This is a genomic window from Actinacidiphila oryziradicis, assembly GCF_005047355.1.
Lineage (GTDB): Bacteria > Actinomycetota > Actinomycetes > Streptomycetales > Streptomycetaceae > Actinacidiphila > Actinacidiphila oryziradicis.
This window is the reverse complement of the sequence record NZ_SUMC01000016.1, coordinates 64,034-89,546: the sequence shown is the minus strand read 5'-3', so window position 1 is coordinate 89,546 and position 25,513 is coordinate 64,034. Positions and strand designations below refer to the sequence as shown.

Genomic DNA, 25,513 nt, shown 5'->3' with positions numbered 1-25,513 from the left:
GTCAGTCCGACACGATAGCCGGGTGGGACCGTCCGGCTCCGCCGGGCGGCGGAGCCGGACGCTCAGGGCCCCTGCTACCGCAGGTAACCGAGGACGGTCATCATGCCCGCCTCCGAGTGGTAGACGTTGTGGCAATGGAGCATCCAAAGGCCCGGATTGTTGGCCTTGAAGTCGACGGAGATGTTCTGGCCAGGCAGGATGATCATGGTGTCCTTGCGGGGCCCGCCGCCCGTGAGCTCGAAGGTGTGGCCGTGCAGGTGGATGGGGTGCCACATGTGGGTGTGGTTGCGGAAGGTGAGGCGGACCCGCTCGCCGGCCCGGATGGCGTGACGGCGGCCGGGTTCGTAGGGCTGGTTGTTGAAGGCCCAGTCGAATCGGCGCATGTTGCCGGTGAGGTCGAACCGGAGCGTACGGTCGGGCCGGGCCGCCCCCGGGAGGCGGACGCTGTCGTCGGCCCGGAGCCGGGCCGGGAGCATCAGGGTGCGGCTGAGCTCGGCGGGGCGGGCGGCGGCGGTGGGCCTTTCTCCGGAGGAGGTGCGGAGGATGGCGAGACCGGAGGCGCCCTTGCCCTCGGCCACGGCCGTGAGGGGGAAGACTCCGTCGCCTGCGGTGACCAGCACGTCGTAGCGCTCGGCCATGCCGATCAGGAGGCAGTCGGTCCGGGCGTGCCGCACCGGAGCGCCGTCCGTGTGGGTGACCGTCATCTTGTGGCCGCCGAGCGCGACCCGGAAGGCGGTGTCGCTGCCGGCGTTGATGATGCGGATGCGGATGCGGTCACCGGGCTGGGCCCGGAAGACCGAGGGATCGTCCGAGGCGCGGCCGTTGACGAGGTACAGCGGGTACTTGACGTGGCCGGGGACGCCGCGGAGCGAAGGCGTGTGGCCCTTGTGGAGCAGCCGGCTCGGGTGGGCCGGCTTGCCCATCAGCTCGCCCATCACCGTTTCGGCGGTGCTGCCGCCCACGCCGTCGACCCAGTCGTCGAGCATGACGATCCACTCCCTGTCATAGCTGAGCGGCTCCCTCGGGTCGTCGACGATCAGCGGTCCGTACAGGCCGCGGTCCAGCTGCACCCCCGTATGCGGATGGAACCAGTACGTGCCCGGACGGCTGACCGCGAAGCGGAAGTCGAAACCGTCGCCGGACTCGATCGGGGGCTGGGTGAGACCGGGCACGCCGTCCATGTCATTGCGGTTGTTGATGCCGTGCCAGTGGGCGGAGGTGGTCTCGGGGAGGTGGTTGGCGAAGCGGGCGGCAAAGGTGTCGCCGGCCTTGAGGCGGATCAGGGGGCCGGGCAGATCGCCGTTGTAGGTCCAGGTGTCGACGGTGCGACCGCCGCCGAGCTCGACAGGGCCCACAGTGGCGGTCAGCCGGGTCTTGTAGACGTCGCCGTTCGTGAAGCGTTTGCGCTCAGTGGTGGCGACCTCGGGGCCGTGGGGGGAGACATAGTGGCCGGGTGAGGGTGCTACCGCGGCGTCGGTGCGCTGCTTGGTACCGCAAGCAGCGAGGGTGGCGGCGCCGGTGAAAGCGAGCACGGCTCGCCGGGTGTGCGTAGGCATGCAGAGATCCCTCGTGTCGTCGGTGGATGTGCGGGCGGAGGCGGCGAGTGAGAGTGCCGTCTATATGCGCATGACCGAGAGCGACGCGAGGGGTATCTGAGGGGGTGGCGCCGAGAGGCCACCCGGATGGCCCACCCGGTGCACCGTGACGGTCCCGGGGAGCAGAACGGCGGGCAACGGCAGCCTGCGCATCATCGCGCATACCCCTCTCCGGTATCCGGGTGTCGGAATGACCATACACAGCCGCAGCCCGCAGGCCCCCGAGCACCACTTCGTAACCCGAGCGAAATAGCATGGAGCGACACTGAACGTGTCATCGGATCAGCGCCCACACTTCACGACGGGCCGTGGAGCTGCGAGGTTAGGAAACTATGGACAAGCAGCAGGAATTCGTGCTCCGGACGCTGGAGGAACGCGACATCCGCTTCGTGCGGCTCTGGTTCACCGATGTGCTCGGCTATCTGAAGTCGGTGGCCGTTGCGCCGGCCGAGTTGGAGGGCGCCTTCGACGAGGGCATCGGTTTCGACGGCTCGGCGATCGAGGGCTTCGCCCGTGTGTACGAATCGGACATGATCGCCAAGCCCGACCCGGGCACCTTCCAGATCCTGCCGTGGCGCGCCGAGGCCCCCGGCACGGCCCGGATGTTCTGCGACATCCTCATGCCGGACGGCTCGCCCTCGTACGCGGACCCCCGCTACGTCCTGAAGCGTGCCCTGGCCAGGACCTCCGATCTCGGCTTCACCTTCTACACCCACCCCGAGATCGAGTTCTTCCTGCTCAAGGACAAGCCGACGGACGGCACGGTCCCCATCCCCGCCGACTCCTCCGGCTACTTCGACCACACCCCCACCCACATCGGCCAGGACTTCCGCCGCCAGGCGATCACCATGCTGGAGTCGATGGGCATCTCAGTGGAGTTCTCCCACCACGAGGGCGCCCCCGGCCAGCAGGAGATCGACCTCCGGTACGCCGACGCGCTCTCCACCGCCGACAACATCATGACCTTCCGGCTGGTCATGAAGCAGGTCGCACTGGAGCAGGGCGTGCACGCCACCTTCATGCCGAAGCCCTTCTCCGAGCACCCCGGCTCCGGCATGCACACCCACCTGTCCCTCTTCGAGGGCGACCGGAACGCCTTCTACGAGTCGGGCTCCGAGTTCCAGCTCTCCAAGGTCGGCCGCTCCTTCATCGCGGGCCTCCTCAGGCACGCCGGGGAGATCTCCGCGATCACCAACCAGTGGGTCAACTCCTACAAGCGCATCTGGGGCGGCTCCCAGCGCACCGCCGGCGCCGGTGGCGAGGCCCCGTCGTACATCTGCTGGGGCCACAACAACCGCTCCGCCCTCATTCGCGTCCCCATGTACAAGCCCGGCAAGACCGGCTCCACCCGCGTCGAGGTCCGCTCCATCGACTCCGGCTCCAACCCCTACCTGGCATACGCGGTGCTGCTCGCCGCCGGCCTCAAGGGCATCGAGCAGGGCTACGAGCTCCCGCCGGGCGCCGACGACGACGTCTGGGCGCTCACCGACGCCGAGCGCCGGGCACTGGGCATCGAGCCGCTGCCGCAGAACCTGGGCGAGGCGATCACTCTGATGGAGCGCAGCGAGCTGGTCGCGGAGACGCTCGGCGAGCATGTCTTCGACTTTTTCCTGCGCAACAAGAAGCGGGAGTGGGAGGAGTACCGCTCCGAGGTCACCGCTTTCGAGCTGCGGAACCTCCTGCCGGTGCTGTAGGCGCGCGGGGGCGGGCGCGGGCAGTGCGTCAGCCGATGTACGCAGGGGCGAGCGCGGCGTTCATCAGCCGTCGCGCCGCCCCTTTGCCGTCGGCGGGGACGGTCCACAGGTCGGCGCCGTAGTCGCCGGCCAGGGCGTACACGAGGGTGTGGTTGTCGGCCCAGACGACCTGGTCGTCGACGCTGCGGTGCTCGGCGACCGGGGTTTCGCGCATGGTGCGCAGGTCGAGGGCGAACAGGCGCCAGGGAGCGTCGGGTGAGAGGCCCTTGACGCGCTTTTTGAACACGATGCGGGTGCCGTCGGGGGAGAGGGAGGGGCACTCGACGTTGGTACGGAGGGTGCGGACGGTCTGGGCGGCGGCGTCGCCGCGTACGAGGTAGGTCTTGCCGCCGGTGGCGAGGGTCGCGTAGAAGCGGGTGTCGTCGGCGAAGGTGACGCCCCAGAAGTTGGTGTCGGCGGCGCGGTAGGAGTGGCCGTCCTTGGTGATGCGGTAGGACTCCAGGCTGCTCTGGAGCCGCCAGGTGCGGGTGTCGAGGACGGATGTACGGGTGGAGAAGTTGGTGCCGGCGTAGGAGTCGCCGCTGACGAAGACGGTCCAGGAGACCATGCGGCCGCTGGGCGAGACCCGGGCGCGGGTGGGGATGCCGGCCAGGGAGTAGCGGTGCAGTTCGCGGAGCCGGGAGTCGAGGACGACGGCCCGGTAGTGGTCCTGGAGGGCACTGCTGACGGACTGCAGGCAGATCCCGGTGCCGGCGGCGGCGTAGAAGCGCAGGCACCTCAGGCCGGAGGCGGTGCGCGGGCCCGTGGGGTTGTCGGCGGGGACGGTCGCGAGCTCGTCGCGGTGCGGGCCCCAGGCCATGTTGCGGAAGACCATACGGCGGGTGCCTGTGCCTGTGCCTGCGGCGAGCGATACGGATCCGGTGCTGACGGCCGGTCCGCCGGCCTGCGTCTGGTCCTTGCGGGCGGCACGGTCGGCGGCGTGCAGCACGGACGCGGCGGCGACGGTGGCGAGGACAGCGAGGGCCGCCAGGAGGACGAGCAGCCGGTTACGTGTGGTCATGCGGGGGCCCTCCCTGGCGGGCGGTGGCGGTGGTACGGAGTCCGGTGCGGGCTTCGTGCCGGGCCGGTCGCGTTCGGTGGGTCCGGCGGTGGGGCTCTCCGGCTCCGGGGCGCCGGGCGGCGCGGGGGTCATGCGAGGGCCCTTCCGGACTCGGCGTCGGTGCCGGTTTCGGCGGGGCGCAGCCACGCCGATCCCGCCGCGCAGACCGCGAGGACCGTCGCGGCGGTGGCAAGGGCGGTGCGGTCGCCCCAGGCGGTCCAGGCGGCGCCGAAGGCGATGGAACAGGCGAAGCGGGCCGCTGCCTGGCCGGTCTGGACGAGGGCCAGGCCGCTGGAGCGCAGCTCGGGCGGGACCGCGCCAGCGGCAGCGGCCATGAGGACGCCGTCGGTGGCGGCGTAGAACGCGCCGAGGAGAGCGAGGACGGCGTACGGCAGCGCCCCGCTGTGCACGGAGGAGAGCAGCAGTCCGTATGCGATGAGCAGCGTGAGATGCCCGGCCAGGAAGACCCGCCAGCGGCCGAGCCGGTCGGCGAGCCGTCCCAGCGGCACCGCGAGCGCCAGGAACGCGGCGGCGGTGCCCAGCGGGAGCAGTGCGAACCACCGGTCGGGAACGCCCAGGCGGTGCTGGAGCAGCAGGTAGACGAACGCGTCGCTGACCGTGGCCAAGCCCAGCAGCACCGCGCAGACGGTGAGCCTGCGCAGGTCCCGCTGCCGCAGCAGAGCAAGCGCGGCGCGCAGCGTGGGCCGCTGCGCGGCGGGGAGCCCGGGTCCGGCGGCGGCGGACTTCGCGGCCTCCGGGCGCGAGCGGCCCGGAACGAAGAGCAGCAGCACCAGCACCCCCGCCATGGCGACACAGAAGCTCACCGTGAACACGGCGTCGTAGCCGTCGGCTGCCTGACGCAGGATCAGGAACGCGGCCAGCGGGCCCAGTAGGGCGCCGGCGGTGTCCATCGCCCGGTGCACACCGAAGGCGCGGCCGCGCGATTCCGGGGTCGCCGACAGTGAGATCAGCGCGTCTCGCGGGGCGGTGCGCAGTCCCTTGCCGGTGCGGTCGGCGGCGAGCACGGCCCCGATCAGCGGCAGGGTGTGGACGGCCAGCAGCAAGGGTTTGCACAGCGCCGAGAGGCCGTAGCCGAAGGCCGCGACCGCCTTGTGGCGGCCGCCTCGGTCGGCGAGGTGGCCGCCGACGAGCCGGACCAGTGCGCTGAAGCCGTTGTAGACGCCGTCGAGCAGTCCGAAGCCGAGCGGGGACAGGCCGAGGCCGGTGACGAGGTAGAGCGGCAGCACGGCGGTGACCATCTCGGACGATATGTCCGTGATCAGGCTGACGCTGCCCAGGGCCAGGACGACGGGGGCGACGGCGGCGGGCCGGCCGGACGGCCGCCCGGGGCGAGTGCCCCGGGCGGCCGGCGCGGGCGGTGCGGGCGTGCCGCGACTGTCCGCTACGTACACGGTCAGCTCGCCCAGATGCCCGTGATGTCGGACGCGGAGGCGGCGTTCCCGGCATGCGTGGTGCCGTACATGTCCTCCAGGGTGCGCAGCAGGTTGTAGTGGCTGTACGTGGTCGATGAGGTGCTGCCCGCCGTCACCGGCTGCCCGTACAGGACGGTCGGGATCCGGTTGCTGTTGAGCCGGTTGTCCTCGTCGAAGGTGACGACGAGGAGGCTGTTGTGGGTCTTGGCCCAGGTGGCGTAGGCGCTGAGATTGGTCTGGAGCCAGGTGTCACCGGTCGCGACGGAGCAGTCGTGCATGTCGCTGCAGAGGTTCGGTACGACGAAGGACACCTGGGGCAGCGTCGTGTAGTCCGTCGGGAACTGCGCGAAGGTTTGGGCCGAGGAGGTCGGGACGTTGCTGAAGCCGAACCAGGGATTGTGCTTCTGCGCGTAGTTGCCGCTGCTGCAGGTGGTCGAGCCCTGGCTGGGCAGCGTCTCGTTGTAGCTGCCCCAGGTCTTGCCGGCGGCGATCAGTTCGGAGCCGAGGTTGGCCGCGGAGCTGAAGCCGGGGGTTATGCAGCTGTCGTCGGTTATGCCCTGGGTGCCGCCCGAGAAGAGCGCGTAGTAGTTGGGCTGGCTCGGGTGAGTCTCGGCGTACGAGGCGGTGAGGCTGGCCCCGCCGGTCTTGAGCGAGTTGATGTACGGGGCGCTGGAGCTGCCGATGACCTGGCTGTAGGCGTGGTTCTCGAAGACCACCACGATCACGTGGTCGGGGGTGGGGACGGTGCTCGCCGCGTGGGCTGTCGTGGCGCCGCCTAAGCCGGCCCACAGGCCGATCGATGCGGCGGCGAGGCCCATGACGGTGGTGAGAGCGGTGACGGTTCGGCCGGAACGGCCGGATTTGGGCATGATCCAGTGGTGCACGACGTTCCTCCGGGTGTGGGGGGCGGGGAAGGTGGCGCGCCGCAAGCGTAGAAGCGGGTTGCTTCCGGTGGTAAGTGCTACGCGCGTAAACTTCTGGGAAACGTGTGTATACGACTGCCTCCGTGCCGCCTCTGTGCTTCCTCCCTGCTCCCTTCGTCACTTTTGCGAGCCGACGGAGCCGTGGCGTATCCGGTCCGGGGCAGGACGGTTAGGCTCTCAACGGTGGATCAAGAGAGGGGCGTGACCATGCAGCCAGGACGGCGGAGCAGTGCGTTCTCACGGCTGTTGCGCCACGGGTTCACGGACGCGGCGACGGCCGAACGGCTGCTGAACGCGCCGGAGCTCTCCGCCGTACGGACAGATCCGGTGCTGCTGGACGCGCTGGGAGCGACGGCCGACCCGGATCAGGCGCTGCTGGGGCTGGTACGGCTCGTGGAGGCCCTGGACGAGGGCGAGCGGCACACACTGCTGGACACCGTGACCACCGCCAAGCCACTGCGGGACCGGCTCCTGGGTGTGCTGGGGGCCTCTGTCGCACTCGGTGACCATCTGGAGCGACACCCCCGTGACTGGCACGCGCTGGTCACATATGAGGCGGCCGATCTGCATCCGGGCGTCTCGGACTTCGAACGTGCGCTGCGGACGGCCACCGACCCCGACGCGCTGCGCTCCGCCTACCGCCGCTGCCTGCTGGGCATCGCCGCCCGTGACGTATGCGGCACCAGCGACCTCGCCCAGACCGCCGCCGAACTGGCGGACCTTGCCACCGCCACACTGCGCGCGGCGCTGGGGATCGCGATGGCGGAGTCGCCGGAGGACGCGGCGGTGTGCCGGCTCGCGGTGATCGGGATGGGCAAGTGCGGCGGCCACGAGCTGAACTACGTCTCCGACGTGGACGTGATCTTCGTGGCGGAGGCAGTGGAGGCGCCGGGGGCGCCAGGGGCGCCGGACGCACCGCAGGAACCGGCGGCAGCGGAGGAGGCCCACAGCCGGGAAGACGAGGAAACCGAGGCGCTGCGGGCGGCGACCCGGATCGCCGCCCGGATGATGCGGATCTGCTCGGACTCCACCGCCGAGGGCACGATCTGGCAGGTCGACGCCAATCTGCGGCCCGAGGGCAAGAACGGCCCCCTGGTGCGGACCCTCTCCAGCCACCTGGCGTACTACAAGAGGTGGGCGAAGACCTGGGAGTTCCAGGCGCTGCTCAAGGCCCGGCCGGTCGCAGGCGACCTGGAACTCGGCCAGGAGTACATGGACGCCCTGGCGCCCATGGTCTGGCAGGCCGCCGATCGTGAGCACTTCGTACCGGACGTGCAGCAAATGCGCCGCCGGGTCGTCGACAACATCCCGGTCGCGCACGTCGAACGCGAGCTGAAGCTCGGCCCCGGCGGCCTGCGGGACGTCGAATTCGCCGTACAACTGCTGCAACTGGTGCACGGCCGCACCGATCCGTCGCTGCGCAGCGGCACCACCCTGACCGCCCTCGGCCAGCTCGCCGCCGGCGGCTATGTCGGCCGGGCGGACGCATCGCAACTGGACGAGGCGTACCGTTTCCTGCGTTCCATGGAGCACCGGATACAGCTCCACAAGCTGCGGCGCACGCACCTGGTGCCGGACGGCGAGGCCGACCTCCGACGGCTCGGCCGCTCGCTCGCCCGTATGTACAAATGGGACAGCGGGGTCGACCCGGTCGCCGGGCTCAACCGGGAGTGGAAGCGGCACGCCTTCGAGGTGCGGCGGCTGCACGAGAAGCTCTTCTACCGCCCGCTGCTCGACGCCGTCGCCCAGCTCGCCCCCGGCGAGGTCGGCCAGGCCGTGCTGTCCGCCGGCGCCGCCAAGCAGCGCATGGAGGCACTCGGCTACGCCGACCCGGCCGCCGCACTGCGCCACCTGGAGGCGCTGGCCTCCGGAGTCAGCCGCAAGGCGGCAATCCAGCGGACCCTGCTGCCGGTGCTCCTGGGATGGTTCGCCGACTCCGCCGATCCCGACGCCGGGCTGCTCAACTTCCGCAGGGTCTCGGACGCCCTGGGGCGTACCCCCTGGTACCTGCGGCTGCTTCGCGACGAGGGCGCGGCGGCGGAGAACCTCGCCCGGGTGCTGTCCTCCGGGCGGCTCCCGCCCGACCTGCTGATGCGCGCTCCGGAGGCCGTGGCCCTGCTCGGTGACGAGGAAGGGCTGCTGCCGCGCGCCCGCGCCGCGCTTGAGCAGGAAGTGCTCGCCGCCGTCCACCGCGCCACCTCGCCGGAGCAGGCCGTGGCCGCGGTGCGCGGGGTGCGCCGCCGCGAGTTGTTCCGTACGGCCGCGGCGGACCTCAGCAGCGCCGCCTCCGGCTTCGCCCCGGCCTCTCCCCACGGCCCGCCGCCCGCCGGCCGGCCCCGGCACCCGGCGGCGGCCCCCGCCCGGCCGCTGCCGCCCGAGCCCGAGCAGCGGCCCGGCGCCGAAGCCGGGCACTCCCTGGACCTACTGGGCGCCGCCCTCACTGACATCAATGCCGCCGCCGTCACCGGCGCCCTCCAGGCCGCCATCGACTCCGTCGAGGCCATCGACGGCGAGCCGCTTCCCACCCGCATCGCGGTCATCGGCATGGGCCGCTTCGGCGGCTGTGAGCTCGGCTACGGTTCGGACGCGGATGTGCTTTTCGTCCACGAGCCGCACGAAGGCGCCGATGAGAACAAGGCCTCGCGCGCCGCCCTGAAAGCCGCCAACGAACTGCGTCGGCTGCTCCAGATCCCCACCGCCGACCCACCCCTGCTCATCGACGCCGACCTCCGCCCCGAAGGCAAAAGCGGCCCCCTGGTAAGGACCCTCGCCTCATATGGCGCCTATTACCGGCGCTGGTCCCTGGCCTGGGAGAGCCAGGCCCTGCTCCGCGCTGCCCCCGTGGCGGGCGACGAAGCACTCGGCGCCCGCTTCATCGAGCTCATCGACCCCCTCCGCTATCCCTCCGGGGGCCTCGGCGATGACGCCGTACGCGAGATCCGGCGGCTGAAGGCCCGGATGGAAGCCGAGCGTCTGCCGCGCGGCGCCGACCCGACCACGCACGCCAAGCTCGGGCGCGGCGGGCTGAGCGACGTCGAATGGACCGTGCAACTCTTCCAACTCCGGCACGGCTGGGAGCAGCCCGGACTCCGTACCACCCGCACCCGTGCCGCGCTCGCGCACGCCGCGGCCGTCGGCCTGGTGGGGGAGGAGGACGCGGAGGTGCTGGACACCGCGTGGGTGCTGGCGAGCCGGGTCCGCAACGCGGTCATGCTGGTGCGCGGGCGGCCCGGTGACACCTTTCCGTCCGACGGGCGGGAGCTGGCGGCGGTCGGGCGGTACCTGGGGTACGGGCCTGGGCGGGTCGGGGAGATGCTGGACGACTACCGTCGGGTTACGAGGCGGGCGCGGGCGGTTGTGGAGCGGCTCTTCTACGAAGGGTGACGCCGCGCGCCGGTGGCCGGGGCGGTGGTGCCTGCGGCGCTTTCCCCTCCCCGCCCCTTCCCGGCTCCGTCCAATATGCGGCTGGCGCCGCGTGGGGTGGCTCCGCCCAGGGTGACATTCCAGCCCGTCCGGCGTTTGAGGGCCTAGGGGTCCCCCTACGCCCGCAGGGGGCGGGTCCGGGGGCGGAGCTCCCCACGCGGCGTCAGCCGTATATGAGCCGCAGCCGGGAAGGGGAGGGTCAGGGGAGAAGCCCGCCGCAGGCGCCAATGCGGGCCCCGGCGGGCAGATACGCCACCGCCCAGGCCACGGCGAAGCCGAAGGCGAGGCAGGTCGTACCGCCGACGGCGTCGAGCCAGAAGTGGTTGGCGGTGGAGATGATCACGAACAGGGTCGTCACCGGGTAGAGAAGCCCGAGCACCTTCACCCACACCGGCTTGGCCAGCACGGCGATCGTGATGCCGCACCACAGGGACCACCCGATGTGCATGGACGGCATGGCGGCGTACTGGTTCGAGACATGCGCGAGGTCGCCGGAGGCCATCGAGCCCCAGGTGTGATGCACCTTCACGGTGTCGACGAAGTCATGACCCTCACCGCGTATGAACCGCGGCGGCGCCAGCGGGTAGGAGTAGTAGCCGACGAGTGCGATCCCGGTAGTCACGAACAGGACCAGCCGGATCGACGCGTACTGCGCCGGGTGCTTGCGGAAGAGCCACACCAGAACGCCCAGTGTGACGATGAAGTGAAAGGTCGCGTAGTAGTAGTTCATCCCGATGATGAGCCACGTTATGGAGTTCACGGCATGATTGACGGTGTACTCGATACCGAGTCCGAGCGACTGCTCCAGGTCCCAGACCTGGTGCGCGTGGCGCATGCCCGCCTCGTCCCGTTCGGGCACGGAGTTGCGGACCAGCGAGTAGACCCAATAACCGATGGCGATCAGCAGGATCTCGAACCACACCCGGGGTCCGCGACGTGCACGCGGTGAGAAGGGCGTGCGCTGCCGCCATCGAGTCCGCTGTTCTCCATCGGTATCAGAAGCTTGGGAACCGATGGAGGAGCGAGGCGGTACAGCCGTCCGGCCGTCCATGAACTTCGCGGTCGATTCCCCCATGGGGCGACAGTCTGCCAGATGGGGGCCGCTCGTCCGATCAGCCCCCTGACGGATTCTGGCCATCCCGGACAGAGACCGCCGCGGCGGTCGAACCACGCACGACGAGCTCCGGCAGGAAGACGAATTCGCTGTGCGGAGCGGGCGTGCCGCCGATCTCCTCCAGCAGGGCCCGCACGGCGGCCTGGCCCATGGCCGGTACCGGCTGCCGGATCGTGGTCAGCGGCGGATCGGTGAAGGCGATCAGCGGGGAGTCGTCGAAGCCGACCACCGAGACATCGCCGGGCACCGACAGTCCCTGCTCCCGGGCGGCCCGGATGGCGCCGAGCGCCATCATGTCGGAGGCGGTGACTATGGCCGTGCAGCCGTCCTCGATGAGCCCGGTGGCGGCGGCCTGGCCGCCCTCCAGGGTATAGAGGGAGTGCCGGATCAGCTCCTCGCCCCGTTCGGGCGGCAGGTGGAGCACGTCCTCCATGCTGCGGAGGAAACCTTCTATCTTCCGCAGTACGGGCACATACCGCTTCGGGCCGACGGCAAGCCCGATCTTCTCGTGTCCGAGCGCCGCCAGATGGGTGACGGCGAGCCGCATCGCGCCCCGGTCGTCCGGAGATATGAACGGTGCTTTGATCTTGTCCGAAAATCCATTGATGAGGGCGAATGGCACGCCCTGCCCGTGCAGCCGCTCGTACCGCTCCATGTCGGCGGTGGAATCGGCGTGCAGGCCGGAGACGAAAATGATCCCCGCGACGCCGCGCTCGACGAGCATCTCGACCAGCTCGTCCTCCGTCGAGCCCCCCGGAGTCTGGGTGGCCAGCACCGGGGTGTATCCCTGCCGGGTCAGCGCCTGCCCTATGACCTGCGCGAACGCGGGGAAGATCGGGTTTTCCAGCTCCGGCGTGATCAGTCCCACGAGACCCGCGCTGCGCTGCCGCAGCCGTACCGGCCGTTCGTAGCCGAGCAGATCGAGCGCGGCCAGTACGGACTGGCGAGTGGTCGCGGAGACCCCGGGCTTGCCGTTGAGCACCCGGCTGACGGTCGCCTCGCTGACCCCCGCCTGCCCCGCGATATCGGCAAGCCTTGCGGTCACAGGACTGGACCCTACCGGTCGCATGTCAGACTGCCCACCAGACGGTGGTGTCGCCGGGGAGTACAACGCTCTCGCCCTCGCCGGCTTCGAAGTCGGCGCTGGCGAGCAGCGGACGGCCCGGGGCCGGCACGGAGACCGGCAGGGCGGTGAGGTTCACGGTGCAGACAAAGGTGCCGTGTTCGCTGTCGCGGCGGAACGCCAGCACCCCTTCGGGCGCCTCCAGCCAGGTCACCGTGCGGCCCGCGCCGAGGGCGGGGTGCTCATGGCGCACGGCCAGCGCGCTGCGGTAGAACTCCAGCGTCGAGGTGGGATCCCCGTCCTGCGCCTCGATGCTCAGCCCCGCCCACTCCGCCGGCTGCGGCAGCCAGCTGGGGCCGCCTTCCACCGGGCCGAAACCGTACGGGGCGCTGTCGCCGGCCCATGGAATCGGCACCCGGCAGCCGTCCCGGGTGCCGTCCTGGCCGGAGTTGCGGAAGAACGCCGGATCCTGGCGCACCTCGGCCGGCAGGTCCACCACCTCCGGCAGGCCCAGCTCCTCGCCCTGGTACAGGTAAGCGGACCCCGGCAGCGCCAGCATCAGCAGCGTCGCGGCCCGGCCACGGCGCAGTCCGCGCTCCTCGGCCCCGGCCGCCAGGCGGGTGGTGTGCCGTACGACATCGTGGTTGGACAGCACCCAGGTCGCCGGGGCGCCCACCGCGTCCATGGCCGTCAGCGACCGGTCGATGACGGCACGCAGCTCGGTGGCGTCCCAACCGGTGGTCAGGTACTCGAAGTTGAAGGCCTGGTGCAGCTCGTCGGGGCGCAGATACAGGGCGCTGCGCTCGACGGTCGGGGTCCAGGCCTCGGCGACGGCGATGCGTTCGCCCTCGTACTCGTCGAGGATCTTGCGCCAGCTGCGGTAGATCTCGTGCACGCCGTCCTGGTCGAAGTACGGCATCGCCTCGGTGCCGAGCAGCTTGACCTGGCCGGAGTAGCCGATGTCGGGCAGGCCCGCGGCCTTCACCAGGCCATGGGCGACATCGATACGGAAGCCGTCGATGCCGAGGTCGAGCCAGAAGCGGAGAATCGACCGGAACTCGTCGTGGACGGCGGGATGGTCCCAGTTGAAGTCGGGCTGCTCGGCGGCGAAGAGGTGCAGGTACCAGTCGCCGGGGGTGCCGTCGGCATTGGTGGTACGGGTCCAGGCCGGGCCGCCGAAGATCGACTCCCAGTCGTTGGGCGGCAGTTCGCCGTGCTCGCCCTTGCCCGGCCGGAAGTGGAAGCGTTCCCGCAGCGGCGAGCCGGGGCCCTCGCGGAGCGCCTGCTTGAACCATTCGTGCTGGTCGGAGCAGTGGTTCGGAACGAGGTCGACGATGACCCGCAGATTGAGGGCGTGTGCGTCGCGCACCAGGTCGTCGGCGTCCGTGAGGGTGCCGAACATCGGGTCGACGGCGCAGTAGTCGGTAACGTCGTAGCCGGCGTCGGCCTGCGGGGACGCGTAGAAGGGGGAGAGCCAGACGGCGTCGACGCCCAGTTGCTTGAGGTACGGCAGCCGGGCGCGGATGCCGGGGAGGTCGCCCATGCCGTCGCCGTTGCCGTCGGCGAAGCTGCGCGGATAGACCTGGTAGATCACCGCGTCGCGCCACCACCCTTTGCGGCCGGCGGCGACTGCGGAGGATGCAGCAGAAGAAAGGGTGCTGCCGGGCGCATCGGCGAGGTGCTGGCTCATGGATTCCCTTTGGTGTGCGGGGGAACGACGGTTGGCGTTCTTGGCGGAACTGTGGAAGTACGAAACGAGTGTCAGGACTTCGTTCCGCCGGCGGTGAGGCCGGAGACGAGATGGCGTTGGACCAGCAGGAAGACCAGGGTCGCCGGGATCAGGATGATCACTGAGGCGGCGGTCATCATGGCCCAGTCTGCGCGCTGGTCGGAGGCGAAGGTACGGATACCCACCGCCAGGGTGTAATGGTCGGCGCCCATGAACTGGGACGCGTAGGCGACTTCGCCCCAGGCGGTGAGAAAGCTGTAGAAGGCGGTCACGGCCAGGCCCGGCCGGGCGAGCGGGATGACCAGCCGCCAGAAGGTGCCGAAGGGGGTGAGGCCGTCGACCCGGCCCGCCTCGTCGATCTCGTGCGGGATGGTGTCGAAGTATCCCTTGAGCATCCAGGCGCAGAAGGGGACGGCGGTGGTGGCGTAGGTGAGGATCAGGCCCAGGTAGTTGTCGATCAGGCCGAAGCGGGCGAGCAGCTCGTACAGCGGCACGATCAGTACGGCCATCGGGAACATCTGGGTGACCAGGAAGCTCCACATCAGCTGCTTGGAGCCGGGGAACTTCATCCGCGAGACGGCGTAGCCGGCGGTCGAGGCGAGGAACACACCGAGCAGGGTGGTGCCGGCCGCGACGATCACCGTGTTGCCGAACCACTTGGGGAAGTCGGTGTCGGTGACGACCTTGACGTAGTTGTCCAGGCTCAGGCTCCGCAGGACCGCGCCCGGGTCCTGCCAGGCGGTCCTCGGGCCAAGCGAGATGAACAGGATCCACAGTACCGGGAAGGCCGCTATGACGCTGGCGGCTATGAGCGTGGCATGCAGGGCGACGGAGGCGCCCCGGCTGCGCCCGCCGCGGCGGTGGGGGCGTACGGCGGCGGAGGTGAGGGCGGTGTCGCGGGCGAGGGCGCTGGTCGTGGGGGCGCCGGAGTGGGTCGCTGCGGTCATGACGCGGGCTCCTTACGCCTGCTCGGTCTTCAGGGTGCGACGGCGGTAGAAGGTCGAGAAGGCCAGCAAGAGGGCCAGGATGACGATGCCGTAGGTCGACGCGCCGGCGTAGTCGGATATCCCGGTAAAGGCCTTGCGGAAGGCATAGGTCACCAGGATGTCGGTCTCGCCGGTGGTGTTGTTGCCGAGCAGCAGATAGATGACCGCGAACATGTTGAAGGTCCAGATGCAGCCGAGCAGGATCACCGTGTTGGTGACCGGGCGCAGCCCCGGGAGGGTTACGTTCACGAACCGCTGCCAGGGGGACGCGCCGTCCATCTCGGCAGCCTCGTACAGCTCCTTGGGAATGGACTGGAGTCCACCGAGCAGCGCGACCATATTGAAGGGTACGCCGATCCAGACATTCACCATGATGACGGCGACTTTCTGGGCGAGCGGGGTGGCGAGCCAGTTCTGGGCGGGGAGGCCGACGCTGGTGATGATGTCGTTGAAGACGCCGAACTGGGAGTTGAGCATCAGCCGCCAGGCGAAGACGCCGACGAAGGCCGGGACCGCCCAGGGGAGGATCAGCAAAGTGCGGTAGAGCAGCCGGAAGCGCACCTCGCGGTTGAGCAGCAGCGCCAGCCCCATGCCTATGCCGACCTGGAAGGCCACGCAGCAGAAGGTCCAGACGACGGTCCAGGTGAGACGGGGGTAGAAGTCGCCGTCGGCGCCGGAGACGACGTTCCAGTAGTTGTCCAGGCCGACGAGGTGGTAGGTGGCCGGGGCGTGGAAGGCGCCGATGTCACGGGCGACATTTGCCTCGTTGGCGTTGGTGAGCGACAGGTAGAAGCCGTAGCCCAACGGGTAGAGCACGAGCACTGCGAGCACGATGACCACCGGGGCGACCATGGCCCAGGCGTACCAGTGCTTGTCCCAGGACCGCTTGACCGACGTCAGGAGACGGGGCCGCGGTCGCGGTTGCTTGTCTATGGCTGCGGTGGTCATCGCTCATCGGCTCTCTCGGAAGCGGCTGTCGGCGGTCATGTGGTGCCCGGTCCGGGCAGCCGGGCGCGTGGACTCGAACCATCTCGAGTCCCGGCCGCCCGGACCGGGGGTCGGTGGTTGGCGCGCGGCCCTTACCCGATGGAGTAGCCGGGGAGCAGTTGCGCGAACTGCTTGGCGGCTGCGTCCAGTCCGGCCTGGACCGAGACATCGCCCTGGAGGATCTTCACGTACTGCTGCTGGAGCGGCACGAAGAGGCTGCCGACCTGGGGCAGGGCCACCCGGGGGCGCGCGGTGTCCATGATCGATTTAAAGCCCGCGATCTTGTTGTCCGTGGTGACCTCGGGGGTGTAGGCGGAGGTACGGGTCGGCAGGGTGCCGGTCTCCTTGGCGATGGTCTGCTGGCTCGCGGAGTTGGTCATGAAGGCGGCGAGCAGGTAGCTGGCGGGGAGATTGGCCGAGCCCTGGTAGACGGTGAGGTCATGGCCGCCGGTGGGGGACTGGGCCTTTCCGGTGCTGCCGGCCGGGACGGCCGCGTAGCCGAGGTTGGCCTCGTTGCCCTTGAAGGCGGAGCCGGTGATGTCGTCGCTGACCGACCAGGGGCCCTGGATCAGCATGGCGACCTTGCCGTCCTTGAAGGTCGTCTGCATGTTGTCGTAACTGCTGGCGAAGTCCACCTTCGCCGAGGAGGTGTCGTAGATCTTCTTGGCGGTGGTGACCGCCTTGACCGCGGCCGCGTCATTGATGGTGATCTTCTTGGTGGCGGGGTCGGCCAAATCGGCGCCCTCACCGAAGAGCAGCGGCATCAGGAAGTAGGTGTCCGGGTTGACATAGGTGCCCGGGACGCCGGTCTTCGCCTTGATCTTCTTCGAGTCGGCGATGAACTCGTCCCAGGTGGTGGGCGGGGCGGTGATGCCGGCCTTCTTGAAGAGCGCCTTGTTGTAGAGCAGACCCAGGGTGTCGGTGACCGACGGGACGCCGTAGGTCTTGCCCTCGTACTTGGTCGTGTTGAGCGGACCCTGGGTGAAGTCCGATGTGTCCTGCAGAGCGGCGGTGCCGTCCAGCGGGGCGATGTAGTGCAGTGACGCGTACTCGGGGATCAGGCCCACGTCGGTCCGGATGACGTCGGGAGCGCCCTTGCCCGTCTTCGCCGCCGACTTGAACTTCTGCTCGACGCTGCCGAAGTCGACGTTCTGGTAGTTGACCTTGATCTTCGGGTACTTGGCCTCGAACTTCTTGATCAGGGCCTTGTAGGTGGGAGCCTCGGTGCTGGCGTCGGAGGTGTCCCAGTACGTGATGGTCCCGGAGATGTCGCCGGCGCTCTTCGGCTTGCTGCTGGTGCCGCTGCCGCTGTGGCTGCCGCCGCAGGCGGTGGCGCCGAGGGCGATAGCGGTGACCGCGGCGGCGATCGATATGCCTCGTCGCATATGAACTCCTTGGGTGGTGGGTGCCCGGACCCCCCTTGGGAGGACCTCGGGTGCCGCCTGTCCCTGTTGACGGCCGCCGGGCTGGGCAGGAACGTAACAGTGACGCAAGACCTTGCGAAAGATGTTGCAATGAACTTTCTCGAAGAACCGCCCAGTGTGACATTCTCGTTACCGGGATCTGTCGTGCGGGTGTTTGGCTTGCGCAGAGGACGACTTCCGGCCGGTCCGGCCGCCCGGGCAGAGACACATCCTGGAAGTTCTTGCTGCTGGTTGCAAGACTCTTGCAGTCGGCGTCCAGCGAGCGGTACGGTCCGGCTCACGCCCGGCACCGTCGCCGGGCGGCTCCCGGCTCATGCGCGTGGGTACCGGGCGCGAGGCCTTCTTTCTTTCAAGGAGAACCGCCCGTGGCCCTGGAGTTCAGACATCCCGCCTCAGCGGCGCGTGTGCGCGGCAGCGGCAGACGTGCCGCCGCGGCCGTCGTTTTCGTGCTGGCCGCCGCCTTTGTGCAGCCCGTCGCCGCCTCGGGGGTAGCAAGGCCGGCGCCGCAGTCGGACGCCACGCAAGCCTCCGGCTCCTCCGCCGACTTGGACCTCTCGGCCTCGACGGCCCAGTGGATCGACAAGGACACCGTCGCCTGGGACACCAGCGCGACCGCTGCCGCCGGCTACCGGCTCGTCTACGCTCCCGACGGCGGCATCACAGTCAAGGACGGTGCCCTCAGCCGCGAAGATCACTGGCTGCGGCTGGAGCGGACCCGGCTCACCGACGCCCAGAAGGCCAAGTACCCGCAGCTCAAGGACTACCCGGCCTTCACCGTCGACCCCCGCGACCGCGACCGGGTCCGCGCTGCCCTCACCGGCCAGATCATCGCCACCCAGCGGCTCGCGGACGGCACCCTCCTCGCCGCCACCGGCGTACAGACCCAGGGCGTCCTGGACGACCTGTACGCGGCCAGGGCCGGCAAGGCGCGGCTCGGCGCGGTCTTCACACACGGCACGCCCACCCTCTCGCTCTGGGCACCCACTGCCCAGTCCGTCGCCCTGGACCTGGACGGCACCACCGTCCCGCTCACCCGCGACGCCGCCAGCGGCGTCTGGAGCGTGACCGGCGAGAAGAGCTGGACGGGCAAGCCCTACCGTTACGTCGTCAAGGTCTGGGCCCCCAGCGTCCAGAAGGTGGTCACCAACAAAGTCACCGATCCGTACTCGGTCGCCCTGACGGCGGACTCGGCCCGCAGCCTGATCGTCGACCTCGACGATCCGAAGCTCGCCCCGAAGGACTGGCAGACCCAGCCCAAGCCCAAGGCCGTCGCCCTCAACAGGGCCCAGATACAAGAGCTCCACATACGGGACTTCTCCGCCGAGGACACCACCGTCCCCGCCGCCGACCGAGGCAAGTACACCGCCTTCACCGACACCGCCTCCGCCGGTTCGAAGCACCTGCGGGCCCTGGCCAAGGCCGGGATCAGCTACGTCCACCTCCTCCCGGCCTTCGACTTCGCCACCGTCCCCGAGAAGACCGCCGACCAGGCCACGCCTGGCTGCGACCTCTCCTCCTACGCCGCAGACTCCGATCAGCAGCAGGCCTGCGTGACCGCGTCCGCCGCCAAGGACGCGTACAACTGGGGCTACGACCCACTTCACTACACCGTCCCGGAGGGTTCGTACTCGACCGATCCGGACGGCACCAGGCGTACCGTCGAATTCCGCAGAATGGTGCAGAGCCTCAACAACTCCGGTCTGCGCGTGGTCATGGACGTCGTCTACAACCACACCGCCGCCTCCGGTGAGGACGGCAACTCCGTCCTGGACCAGATCGTGCCCGGCTACTACCAGCGGCTGCTGGCCGACGGCTCGGTCGCCAACTCCACCTGCTGTGCCAACACCGCCCCCGAGAACGCCATGATGGGCAAGCTCGTCGTCGACTCCGTCGTCACCTGGGCCAAGGAGTACAAGGTCGACGGCTTCCGCTTCGACCTCATGGGACACCACCCCAAGGCGAACATCCTTGCCGTCCGAAAGGCCCTGGACGCCCTCACCCCCGCCAAGGACGGCGTCGACGGCAAGAAGATCATCCTCTATGGTGAGGGCTGGAACTTCGGCGAAGTCGCCAACGACGCCCGCTTCGTCCAGGCCACCCAGGCCAACATGGCCGGCACCGGCATCGCCACCTTCTCCGACCGTGCCCGCGACGCCGTCCGGGGCGGCAGCCCCTTCGACTCCGACCCGGGCGTCCAGGGCTTCGCCTCCGGCCTCTACACCGACCCCAACGGCTCCGCCGCCAACGGCACGGCCGCCGAGCAGAAGGCCCGCCTCCTGCACTACCAGGACCTCATCAAAGTCGGGCTGACCGGCAATCTGAGCCGTTACGTCTTCACCGACAGCGACGGCAAACAGGTCAAGGGCTCCGAGGTCGACTACGGCGGCGCCCCCGCCGGATACGCGGCAGCCCCGGGCGATGCGGTGGCGTATGTGGACGCCCACGACAACGAGTCCCTCTACGACGCCCTCGCCTACAAGCTCCCGTCCGCCACCTCATCCTCCGACCGCGCCCGTATGCAGGTCCTGGCCGAGGCCACCGCCGCCCTCTCCCAGGGCCCGGCGCTCTACCAGGCAGGCAGCGACCTGCTCCGATCCAAGTCCCTGGACCGCAACTCCTTCGACTCCGGCGACTGGTTCAACGCCATCCACTGGGACTGCGCAGACGGCAACGGATTCGGCCGCGGCCTGCCCCCGGCGGCGGACAACGAGTCCAAGTGGCCCTATGCCAAGCCCCTGCTCGGGCTCACCGCCCTGCAGCCCGGCTGCGCGCAGATCCAGGCGGCCACCTCCGCCTACCAGGACCTGCTCAAGATCCGCTCCATGGAACCGGTCTTCGGGCTGGCCACGGCGGACGCGGTCCAGTCGGTGCTCTCCTTCCCGCTCTCGGGCAAGGACGAGACCCCCGGTGTCATCACGATGGAGCTCGGCAGGCTCGTCATCGTCTTCAACGCCACCCCCGGTACCCAGGACCAGCGGATCACAGCTCTGGCCGGCACGTCCTACGCCCTGCACCCGGTCCAGGCGCACGGCTCGGACGGCACGGTCAGGCGGTCCTCGTACGATCCGGGTTCGGGTACCTTCACCGTCCCCGGCCGCACGGTCGCCGTCTTCAGGGCGAACTAGCCCCACTCAGAATGTCTTCGAGCATCTGGTGGAGCGCCGTCCGGGTCACGGCCGGTGAATCGGCCTCGATCACCAGTTGGTTCATGATGTGCCGGTAGTGCTCGATGTCGGCGGGTTCGCATGGGTAGCGGGCTCCGGTGGGGGGTTCGAGGCACACCACATCCGGGAGCTCGCCTCCCGGCAGCCGCAGGATGGTGACCGGACCGTCCTCCCCGACGACCGCGTCGGCGCGGAACGGCACCATCTGGATGGTGATGTGCGGATGTTCGGACGCGTCGATGAGGTGCTCGAGCTGGGTCAGTGTGGTGTCGGTGCTGCCGACCGTGCGGCGCAGAGCGGACTCGTCGATGACGGCCCACAAATGAGGGGGGTTTGGCCGGCGCAGGATCTGCTGGCGTTTCATCCGCAGGCCGACGCGGCGCTCGACCTCCGCCTCGGAGGCGTTCGCCGCGATGCCCCGGTGCCCGAACCGGACGACAGCGCGGGCGTAGTCGGGGGTCTGCAGCAGGTCGGGTATGCCCTGGGCCTCGTAGCTGCGGATGACGTCGGCGGAGTGTTCCAGATCGAGGTAGGCCTGCAGGCCGGCGGGCACCACGTCGCTGTACGGCTGCCACCAGCCGGGTGCGTTGGACTGTTCGGCCAGGGCAAGCAGTGTGCCGCGTTCGGAATCGTCGTCCACCCCGTAGAAGGCGAGCAGAGCGGTCACCTCGCACGGCCGGCAAGCCGTCCGGCCCGACTCCAGGCCCTTGATGCGGGAGTCCGACACCTCCAACACCTCACCCGCGGCCCCGCGCGTGATGCCGCGGGCCTCCCGCAGCCGGCGCAACTGCGCGCCCAGCGCCAACCGGAGCGCCGTCGGCCCCGCCTGCCCGTAATCAAGGCCGCAGCTGTCGGGCGGAACGCTGCTGCCCTCCGTGCTGCTCATCCGCGCTCCCTGTCCAGTAGCCAACGGCCGCGACCGTAACAGCCTCTCACCCGGTCTGAGGCGCGCTCAAAAATTCGGTCGGATTCGTGAAACTGCCCCCGTTCACTGCGGCGATGTGCTGCCCCGGCGCTTGTACCCGACCCCGGCGATCTGCCCGACCGGAGCCGAGCCGTCGGGGAGCGTGGTCTCGGGCCGCCACAGCTGAGCGTGGACCAGGCCGGGTTCGATCAGCTCCAGGCCGTCGAAGAAACGGGCGATCTCCTCGGGCGTACGCATACGCAGGACATACGGCATCGCTCCGCTGTCGTTGTACTCCTCCTGGGCTTCCTCATAGGGCGTGTCCTCCGCGACGGTGATGCCGTCGTTGAGCGACAGACTGCTGCCCGGCGGCAGGGCCGCCAGCAGCCGCCGCACGATCGACCGCGCCTCTTCGGCGTCCGGGACATGGCCCATGATTCCGCTCAGGATCAGTGCGATGGGCCGGCCGAAGTCCGGCGTCTTCGCGGCGGCTTCCAGGATCTCGTCGGGCCGGCGCAGATCCGAGTCGATGTAGTCGGTGATCCCCTCAGGGGCGCTGGTGAGCAGCGCGCGGGCGTGCGTCAGCACCAGCGGATCTTGATCCACGTAGACGATCCGCGACTGCGGTGCCACCCGCTGTGCGACCTCGTGCGTGTTGTCGGCCGTCGGCAGGCCGGAGCCGACGTCCAGGAACTGGCGGATTCCCGCCTCTCCCGCGAGATACCGGACCGACCGGGTCAGGAAGTGCCGGGACGCCCGGGCGACCGTGACGATGTCCGGGAAGGTCTCGCGGTACTGGTCGCCGGCCTCGCGGTCGACGGGGGAGTTGTCCCTGCCACCCAGCCAGTAGTTCCAGATACGGGCCGAGTGCGGCACGCCGGCGTCGATCTCGGGCGATAAATCGTCGGTCACGCGGGGACATCTCCTGGGTGCGTGGTTCGCTATCACCACACAACCTAGTCCCAACTGCCCTGCGGGAAACGGGAATTGGGACCTTTGGCCGCTGGGCGGCGCACGCCGGCGCCGGTACGGGGACGGATGAGCCCGTCCTCGTACCGGCGCGAGCCCGGGATCAGTTGACGTAGACGGCGGGGCTGCCGGAGACGCTGGTGTCGCTGACCGGGGCGTACTTCGCGGTGAAGTAGCCGGTGCTGAAGCAGAGCGAGGAGCCGGAGGTCTTCGGGAACGCCTGGGCGGCGAAGCCGATGGAGGTGTCGGTGTTGCTGGCGGTGCCGGCGAGGCTGGCGGACTGGTAGACGCAGTTGATGCTGCCGAGAAGGGTGCTCAGGACGACCGTGGTCTGGATGGTCGAGCCGGTGGCCGGGGTGACGGTGAGCACGCCCCCGGAGGTGACGGTGGTGGTGAAGGGCAGGTTGTTGACGGTGATGCTGGTGACTCCCAGGACCCCGAGGACATTGCTGGTGCAGTTGGCGAAGGTGTGGGCGGTGGCGGACTCCGTGGCGGTGCCGGAGGAGGCCGGGTTGCCGGTCACAGTGGCGGTGAACTGCGAGGTGGAGCAGCTGATGCCGCTGGTGCCGGTGCTGCTGGAGTAGAAGGTGGCGGCGGTGCCGGTGGCCAGCGAAGCGGTGAGTACATCGCCCACCGCGACAGCGGTGCCGCCGGCGCTGCCGTACGTCAGGACGTTGGTGTCCTGTGCGGACGCGGAGGCGGAGGCGACAGGGAGCAGGGCGAACGCCGAGAGGGCGGCGGCAATGGCGATGGGCAGGCGGGTGCGCATGGGGGATTCCTCTTTCGGGTTCTTCGGGGGGTGAGGGTGTGGTGGTGCGGCCGCTGCCGACCGGTGGCGCTTCTCCTACGTCACGGGCCGGCAGCGGCAGTCTGGTTACCGGCCGCCGTAGCCCTTGGCGGCGGACACCGGGAAGGTGGAGCCGGTGTGGGTGGCGCCGGGGAAGGAGGCGATGATCGCCTGGGGGCCGTCCGGACCGGCCGCGGCATCGATGGCGCCCGGGTCGGTGAGGACGGGGCGAAGCATGATGGGGGAGGCGGCCGAGCGGAGGCAGCGGCTGGCCCTGAACAGGGCGTTGGCCAGGCGGATCTTGTCCGGCCCGGCCGGCTCGGCTTGCGTATGCACGCGGGTGACGCTGGGAAGAGGGTCGGCGGTGCCGGTGGGGGCGACGGTGGCGCGAAGTGCGCCCAGGACGGTTCTAGTGCTTCCCGTATTACGTCCTAAATGGCCCGATAAGCCCGGTAACGGGCTGGAAATCGGCATGTGCACGTGCTCCTCGCTACGGGGTAGGGCCGGGAGGATTGGTGCTGTGGGGTTCCCATCGCGGCTCGGGCGGACCCGGCGCCACGGGTCCGAACGAGATGGAAACCTGCGAGAGTTCTAAACCTGACAGGGATTCAACGTCAAGTACTCGGAAGGAAGTTCGAAGATGAGTGCAGCTCCTTCACTGTCTTCACCGCCGCTTCCCATCGTGCTCCCCGGTACCCGGACCGGCCGCGATCCCGAGCGTTCCATCCCGCGCGGCCCGCGCCGCGCCCCACCCGAAGTCGTGGCCGCGACCCAGCGCGACCGGCTGCTCGACGGGATTGTCCGCACTGTCGCGCTCAACGGGTACACCCGGGCCAGGATCAGCGACATCTGTCAGGCCGCCGGGGTGACCCGGCCGGTGTTCTACGAGCAGTTCAAGGGCAAGGAGGACGCCTTCCTGGCCGCGCACCGGCACGGGACATCGCTGGTCATCCAGGCCATGGAGACAGCCTTCAACCGGGCGGCGGACTGGCCGGCCGGAATCCGGGACGGCCTCGGCGCGCTGCTCGGCATCCTCGCCGAGGCGCCCGCCTTCGCCGCGATGGCGGTGGTCGAGACCGACGCCGTCGGGCCCGCAGGGCGTGCTGAGCGGGAGGCGCTGCTCGCCCGCTTCCGGCGGTTCTTCGGCGGACTTCCCGAACCGCACCAGGCCGTGCCGGTCGAGGAGCTGGTCGACATCGTGGTGGGCGGGGTCTACGCCGCCATCTACCGCCGGATCGCCGCCGGGCGCACCGCTGAACTGCCTGATCTGCTGCCCACCCTCACGTTCTACGTCCTGGCCCCGTTCCTGGGGACGGCCGAGGCGGCCGGGCACAGCACCGACGCTTCGCCGCAGATTCGACGCAAGATCAACACCCTTTGTGCACAAGTCCCTTGACCCGACCTGTACCCCGGGGTAACTTCCTCGGCGGCTACTGCGTTCGCGCCATGACAAACCCTTTCGCCTCGCCGGGACGCGAGGGGGCGCCCGCAAGCGATGTCCGCGCCAGGACAACGTGCCAATGAAGCTCGTTCCACGCACGCGAACACGCACTCGTAACTCGTCAGGGAGCAGTCATGGCATCGTCCTCCAGCACACCTTCCGAAGGCGCCGCGACCCCAGCCAGACGGGGCCGGGTCCGCTGGCGCCGGACCGCTGTGATGGCGGTCCCCGCCGCCGCTGTCGGCGCCACGCTCATGGTGCTCACCGCCCAGGGCGTCCTCGGGGCGCAGATCACGATCTCCGGAATGCCCTTCGTCGTCACCGCGGACAAGCTCGACGGCCAGGGCTTCGAGCAGTTCGGCCAACTCGACCACATGCCCGACGGCAGCCCCAACGCTGGGAACACCGGCGGCACGGAGCTGGTCGTCGTCTCCGCGATCAAGCATGCCACCCTGACCAACCTCTGCCAGAGTGTTGACCTGGGCGGTATAAACCTTCACATCACGGCGGGCACCAAGGCCGGCCACCCGGTCGAGGCCAATAACCTGACCACCGACTCCAGCGATATCACCGGCAATGCCTCGTTCGACAACATCGAGATCGGTGGCGACGCCAGCACCTTCACCAAGGCCGGCGTCGCAGGACGGAGCGGTGTCTTCGGCCAGCAGGCCGACACGGTCCTCATCAACAATCTGCGGCAGAACAACTACGCCACGACTGCCGTCAAGTTCACGCTCCCCAATCTGCACCTGAACTTCAGCGACTCGGCCTGCTGACC

General features: G+C 69.6%; 19 protein-coding genes. 5 read left to right on the top strand and 14 right to left on the bottom strand.

Going from position 1 to position 25,513, the window contains the following annotated elements:
- Positions 1-74: 74 nt before the first annotated feature.
- Complete coding sequence (locus FCI23_RS18555) at positions 75-1,556, bottom strand: multicopper oxidase family protein (protein WP_136725017.1); 1,482 nt, start codon at positions 1,554-1,556, stop codon at positions 75-77.
- Positions 1,557-1,927: 371 nt separating this feature from the next.
- Between FCI23_RS18555 and glnA the strand changes: the two genes are divergently transcribed.
- Positions 1,928-3,289, top strand: a complete 1,362-nt coding sequence (glnA, locus tag FCI23_RS18550) for a type I glutamate--ammonia ligase (RefSeq protein WP_136725016.1) — start codon at positions 1,928-1,930, stop codon at positions 3,287-3,289.
- Positions 3,290-3,317: 28 nt separating this feature from the next.
- Here the strand turns inward: glnA and FCI23_RS18545 are convergent, their stop codons facing one another.
- From FCI23_RS18545 to FCI23_RS18535, 3 genes are all read right to left on the bottom strand, one after another.
- Positions 3,318-4,349 (bottom strand): TolB-like translocation protein, encoded by a 1,032-nt coding sequence (locus FCI23_RS18545; RefSeq protein WP_136725015.1) that lies wholly within the window; start codon positions 4,347-4,349, stop codon positions 3,318-3,320.
- 128 nt (positions 4,350-4,477) lie between these two features.
- Positions 4,478-5,800 carry an MFS transporter gene (locus FCI23_RS18540; protein ID WP_136725014.1) on the bottom strand — a complete coding sequence of 441 codons (1,323 nt, stop codon included), beginning with the start codon at positions 5,798-5,800 and terminating at the stop codon, positions 4,478-4,480.
- Between the two features lie 2 nt (positions 5,801-5,802).
- Positions 5,803-6,690: an alkaline phosphatase family protein gene (locus tag FCI23_RS18535; protein WP_136725013.1), complete on the bottom strand. Its 888-nt coding sequence runs from the start codon at positions 6,688-6,690 to the stop codon at positions 5,803-5,805.
- A gap of 261 nt (positions 6,691-6,951) precedes the next feature.
- On the opposite strand from FCI23_RS18535, the gene FCI23_RS18530 reads away from it, so the two are divergent.
- Positions 6,952-10,128 carry a bifunctional [glutamine synthetase] adenylyltransferase/[glutamine synthetase]-adenylyl-L-tyrosine phosphorylase gene (locus tag FCI23_RS18530; RefSeq protein WP_136725077.1) on the top strand — a complete coding sequence of 1,059 codons (3,177 nt, stop codon included), beginning with the start codon at positions 6,952-6,954 and terminating at the stop codon, positions 10,126-10,128.
- A gap of 238 nt (positions 10,129-10,366) precedes the next feature.
- On the opposite strand, the gene FCI23_RS18525 is transcribed toward FCI23_RS18530, so the two are convergent.
- From FCI23_RS18525 to FCI23_RS18500, 6 genes are all read right to left on the bottom strand, one after another.
- Positions 10,367-11,242 (bottom strand): phosphatase PAP2 family protein, encoded by an 876-nt coding sequence (locus FCI23_RS18525; protein WP_136725012.1) that lies wholly within the window; start codon positions 11,240-11,242, stop codon positions 10,367-10,369.
- A gap of 37 nt (positions 11,243-11,279) precedes the next feature.
- Complete coding sequence (locus FCI23_RS18520) at positions 11,280-12,326, bottom strand: LacI family DNA-binding transcriptional regulator (RefSeq protein ID WP_265737755.1); 1,047 nt, start codon at positions 12,324-12,326, stop codon at positions 11,280-11,282.
- Between the two features lie 25 nt (positions 12,327-12,351).
- Positions 12,352-14,034 (bottom strand): glycoside hydrolase family 13 protein, encoded by a 1,683-nt coding sequence (locus FCI23_RS18515; RefSeq protein ID WP_136725010.1) that lies wholly within the window; start codon positions 14,032-14,034, stop codon positions 12,352-12,354.
- Positions 14,035-14,105: 71 nt separating this feature from the next.
- Complete coding sequence (locus tag FCI23_RS18510; protein ID WP_136725009.1) at positions 14,106-15,020, bottom strand: sugar ABC transporter permease; 915 nt, start codon at positions 15,018-15,020, stop codon at positions 14,106-14,108.
- 12 nt (positions 15,021-15,032) lie between these two features.
- Positions 15,033-16,007 carry a carbohydrate ABC transporter permease gene (locus tag FCI23_RS18505; protein WP_136725008.1) on the bottom strand — a complete coding sequence of 325 codons (975 nt, stop codon included), beginning with the start codon at positions 16,005-16,007 and terminating at the stop codon, positions 15,033-15,035.
- Between the two features lie 131 nt (positions 16,008-16,138).
- Positions 16,139-17,431, bottom strand: a complete 1,293-nt coding sequence (locus FCI23_RS18500; RefSeq protein WP_136725007.1) for an extracellular solute-binding protein — start codon at positions 17,429-17,431, stop codon at positions 16,139-16,141.
- Positions 17,432-17,874: 443 nt separating this feature from the next.
- Here FCI23_RS18500 and pulA point away from each other — a divergent pair, with 443 nt between their 5' ends.
- Entirely contained in the window at positions 17,875-20,595 is a 2,721-nt protein-coding gene (pulA, locus tag FCI23_RS18495; protein ID WP_136725076.1) for a pullulanase-type alpha-1,6-glucosidase, read from the top strand.
- Here pulA and FCI23_RS18490 read toward each other — a convergent pair.
- From FCI23_RS18490 to FCI23_RS18475, 4 genes are all read right to left on the bottom strand, one after another.
- Positions 20,582-21,520 (bottom strand): helix-turn-helix domain-containing protein, encoded by a 939-nt coding sequence (locus FCI23_RS18490; protein ID WP_136725006.1) that lies wholly within the window; start codon positions 21,518-21,520, stop codon positions 20,582-20,584. The two genes, pulA and FCI23_RS18490, sit on opposite strands and share 14 nt — an antisense overlap.
- 102 nt (positions 21,521-21,622) lie before the next feature.
- Positions 21,623-22,450: an SAM-dependent methyltransferase gene (locus tag FCI23_RS18485; protein ID WP_136725005.1), complete on the bottom strand. Its 828-nt coding sequence runs from the start codon at positions 22,448-22,450 to the stop codon at positions 21,623-21,625.
- 160 nt (positions 22,451-22,610) lie between these two features.
- Positions 22,611-23,276: a Tat pathway signal sequence domain protein gene (locus FCI23_RS18480; RefSeq protein ID WP_136725004.1), complete on the bottom strand. Its 666-nt coding sequence runs from the start codon at positions 23,274-23,276 to the stop codon at positions 22,611-22,613.
- A gap of 105 nt (positions 23,277-23,381) precedes the next feature.
- The gene (locus tag FCI23_RS18475; protein WP_136725003.1) at positions 23,382-23,630 is read right to left on the bottom strand and encodes a hypothetical protein; all 249 of its coding nucleotides are present in this window, start codon (positions 23,628-23,630) and stop codon (positions 23,382-23,384) included.
- 304 nt (positions 23,631-23,934) lie between these two features.
- Between FCI23_RS18475 and FCI23_RS18470 the strand changes: the two genes are divergently transcribed.
- Positions 23,935-24,690, top strand: a complete 756-nt coding sequence (locus tag FCI23_RS18470) for a TetR/AcrR family transcriptional regulator (protein ID WP_136725002.1) — start codon at positions 23,935-23,937, stop codon at positions 24,688-24,690.
- A 179-nt stretch (positions 24,691-24,869) separates the two neighbouring features.
- Positions 24,870-25,511: a DUF6230 family protein gene (locus FCI23_RS18465; RefSeq protein WP_136725001.1), complete on the top strand. Its 642-nt coding sequence runs from the start codon at positions 24,870-24,872 to the stop codon at positions 25,509-25,511.
- The last annotated feature ends 2 nt before the right edge of the window (positions 25,512-25,513 follow it).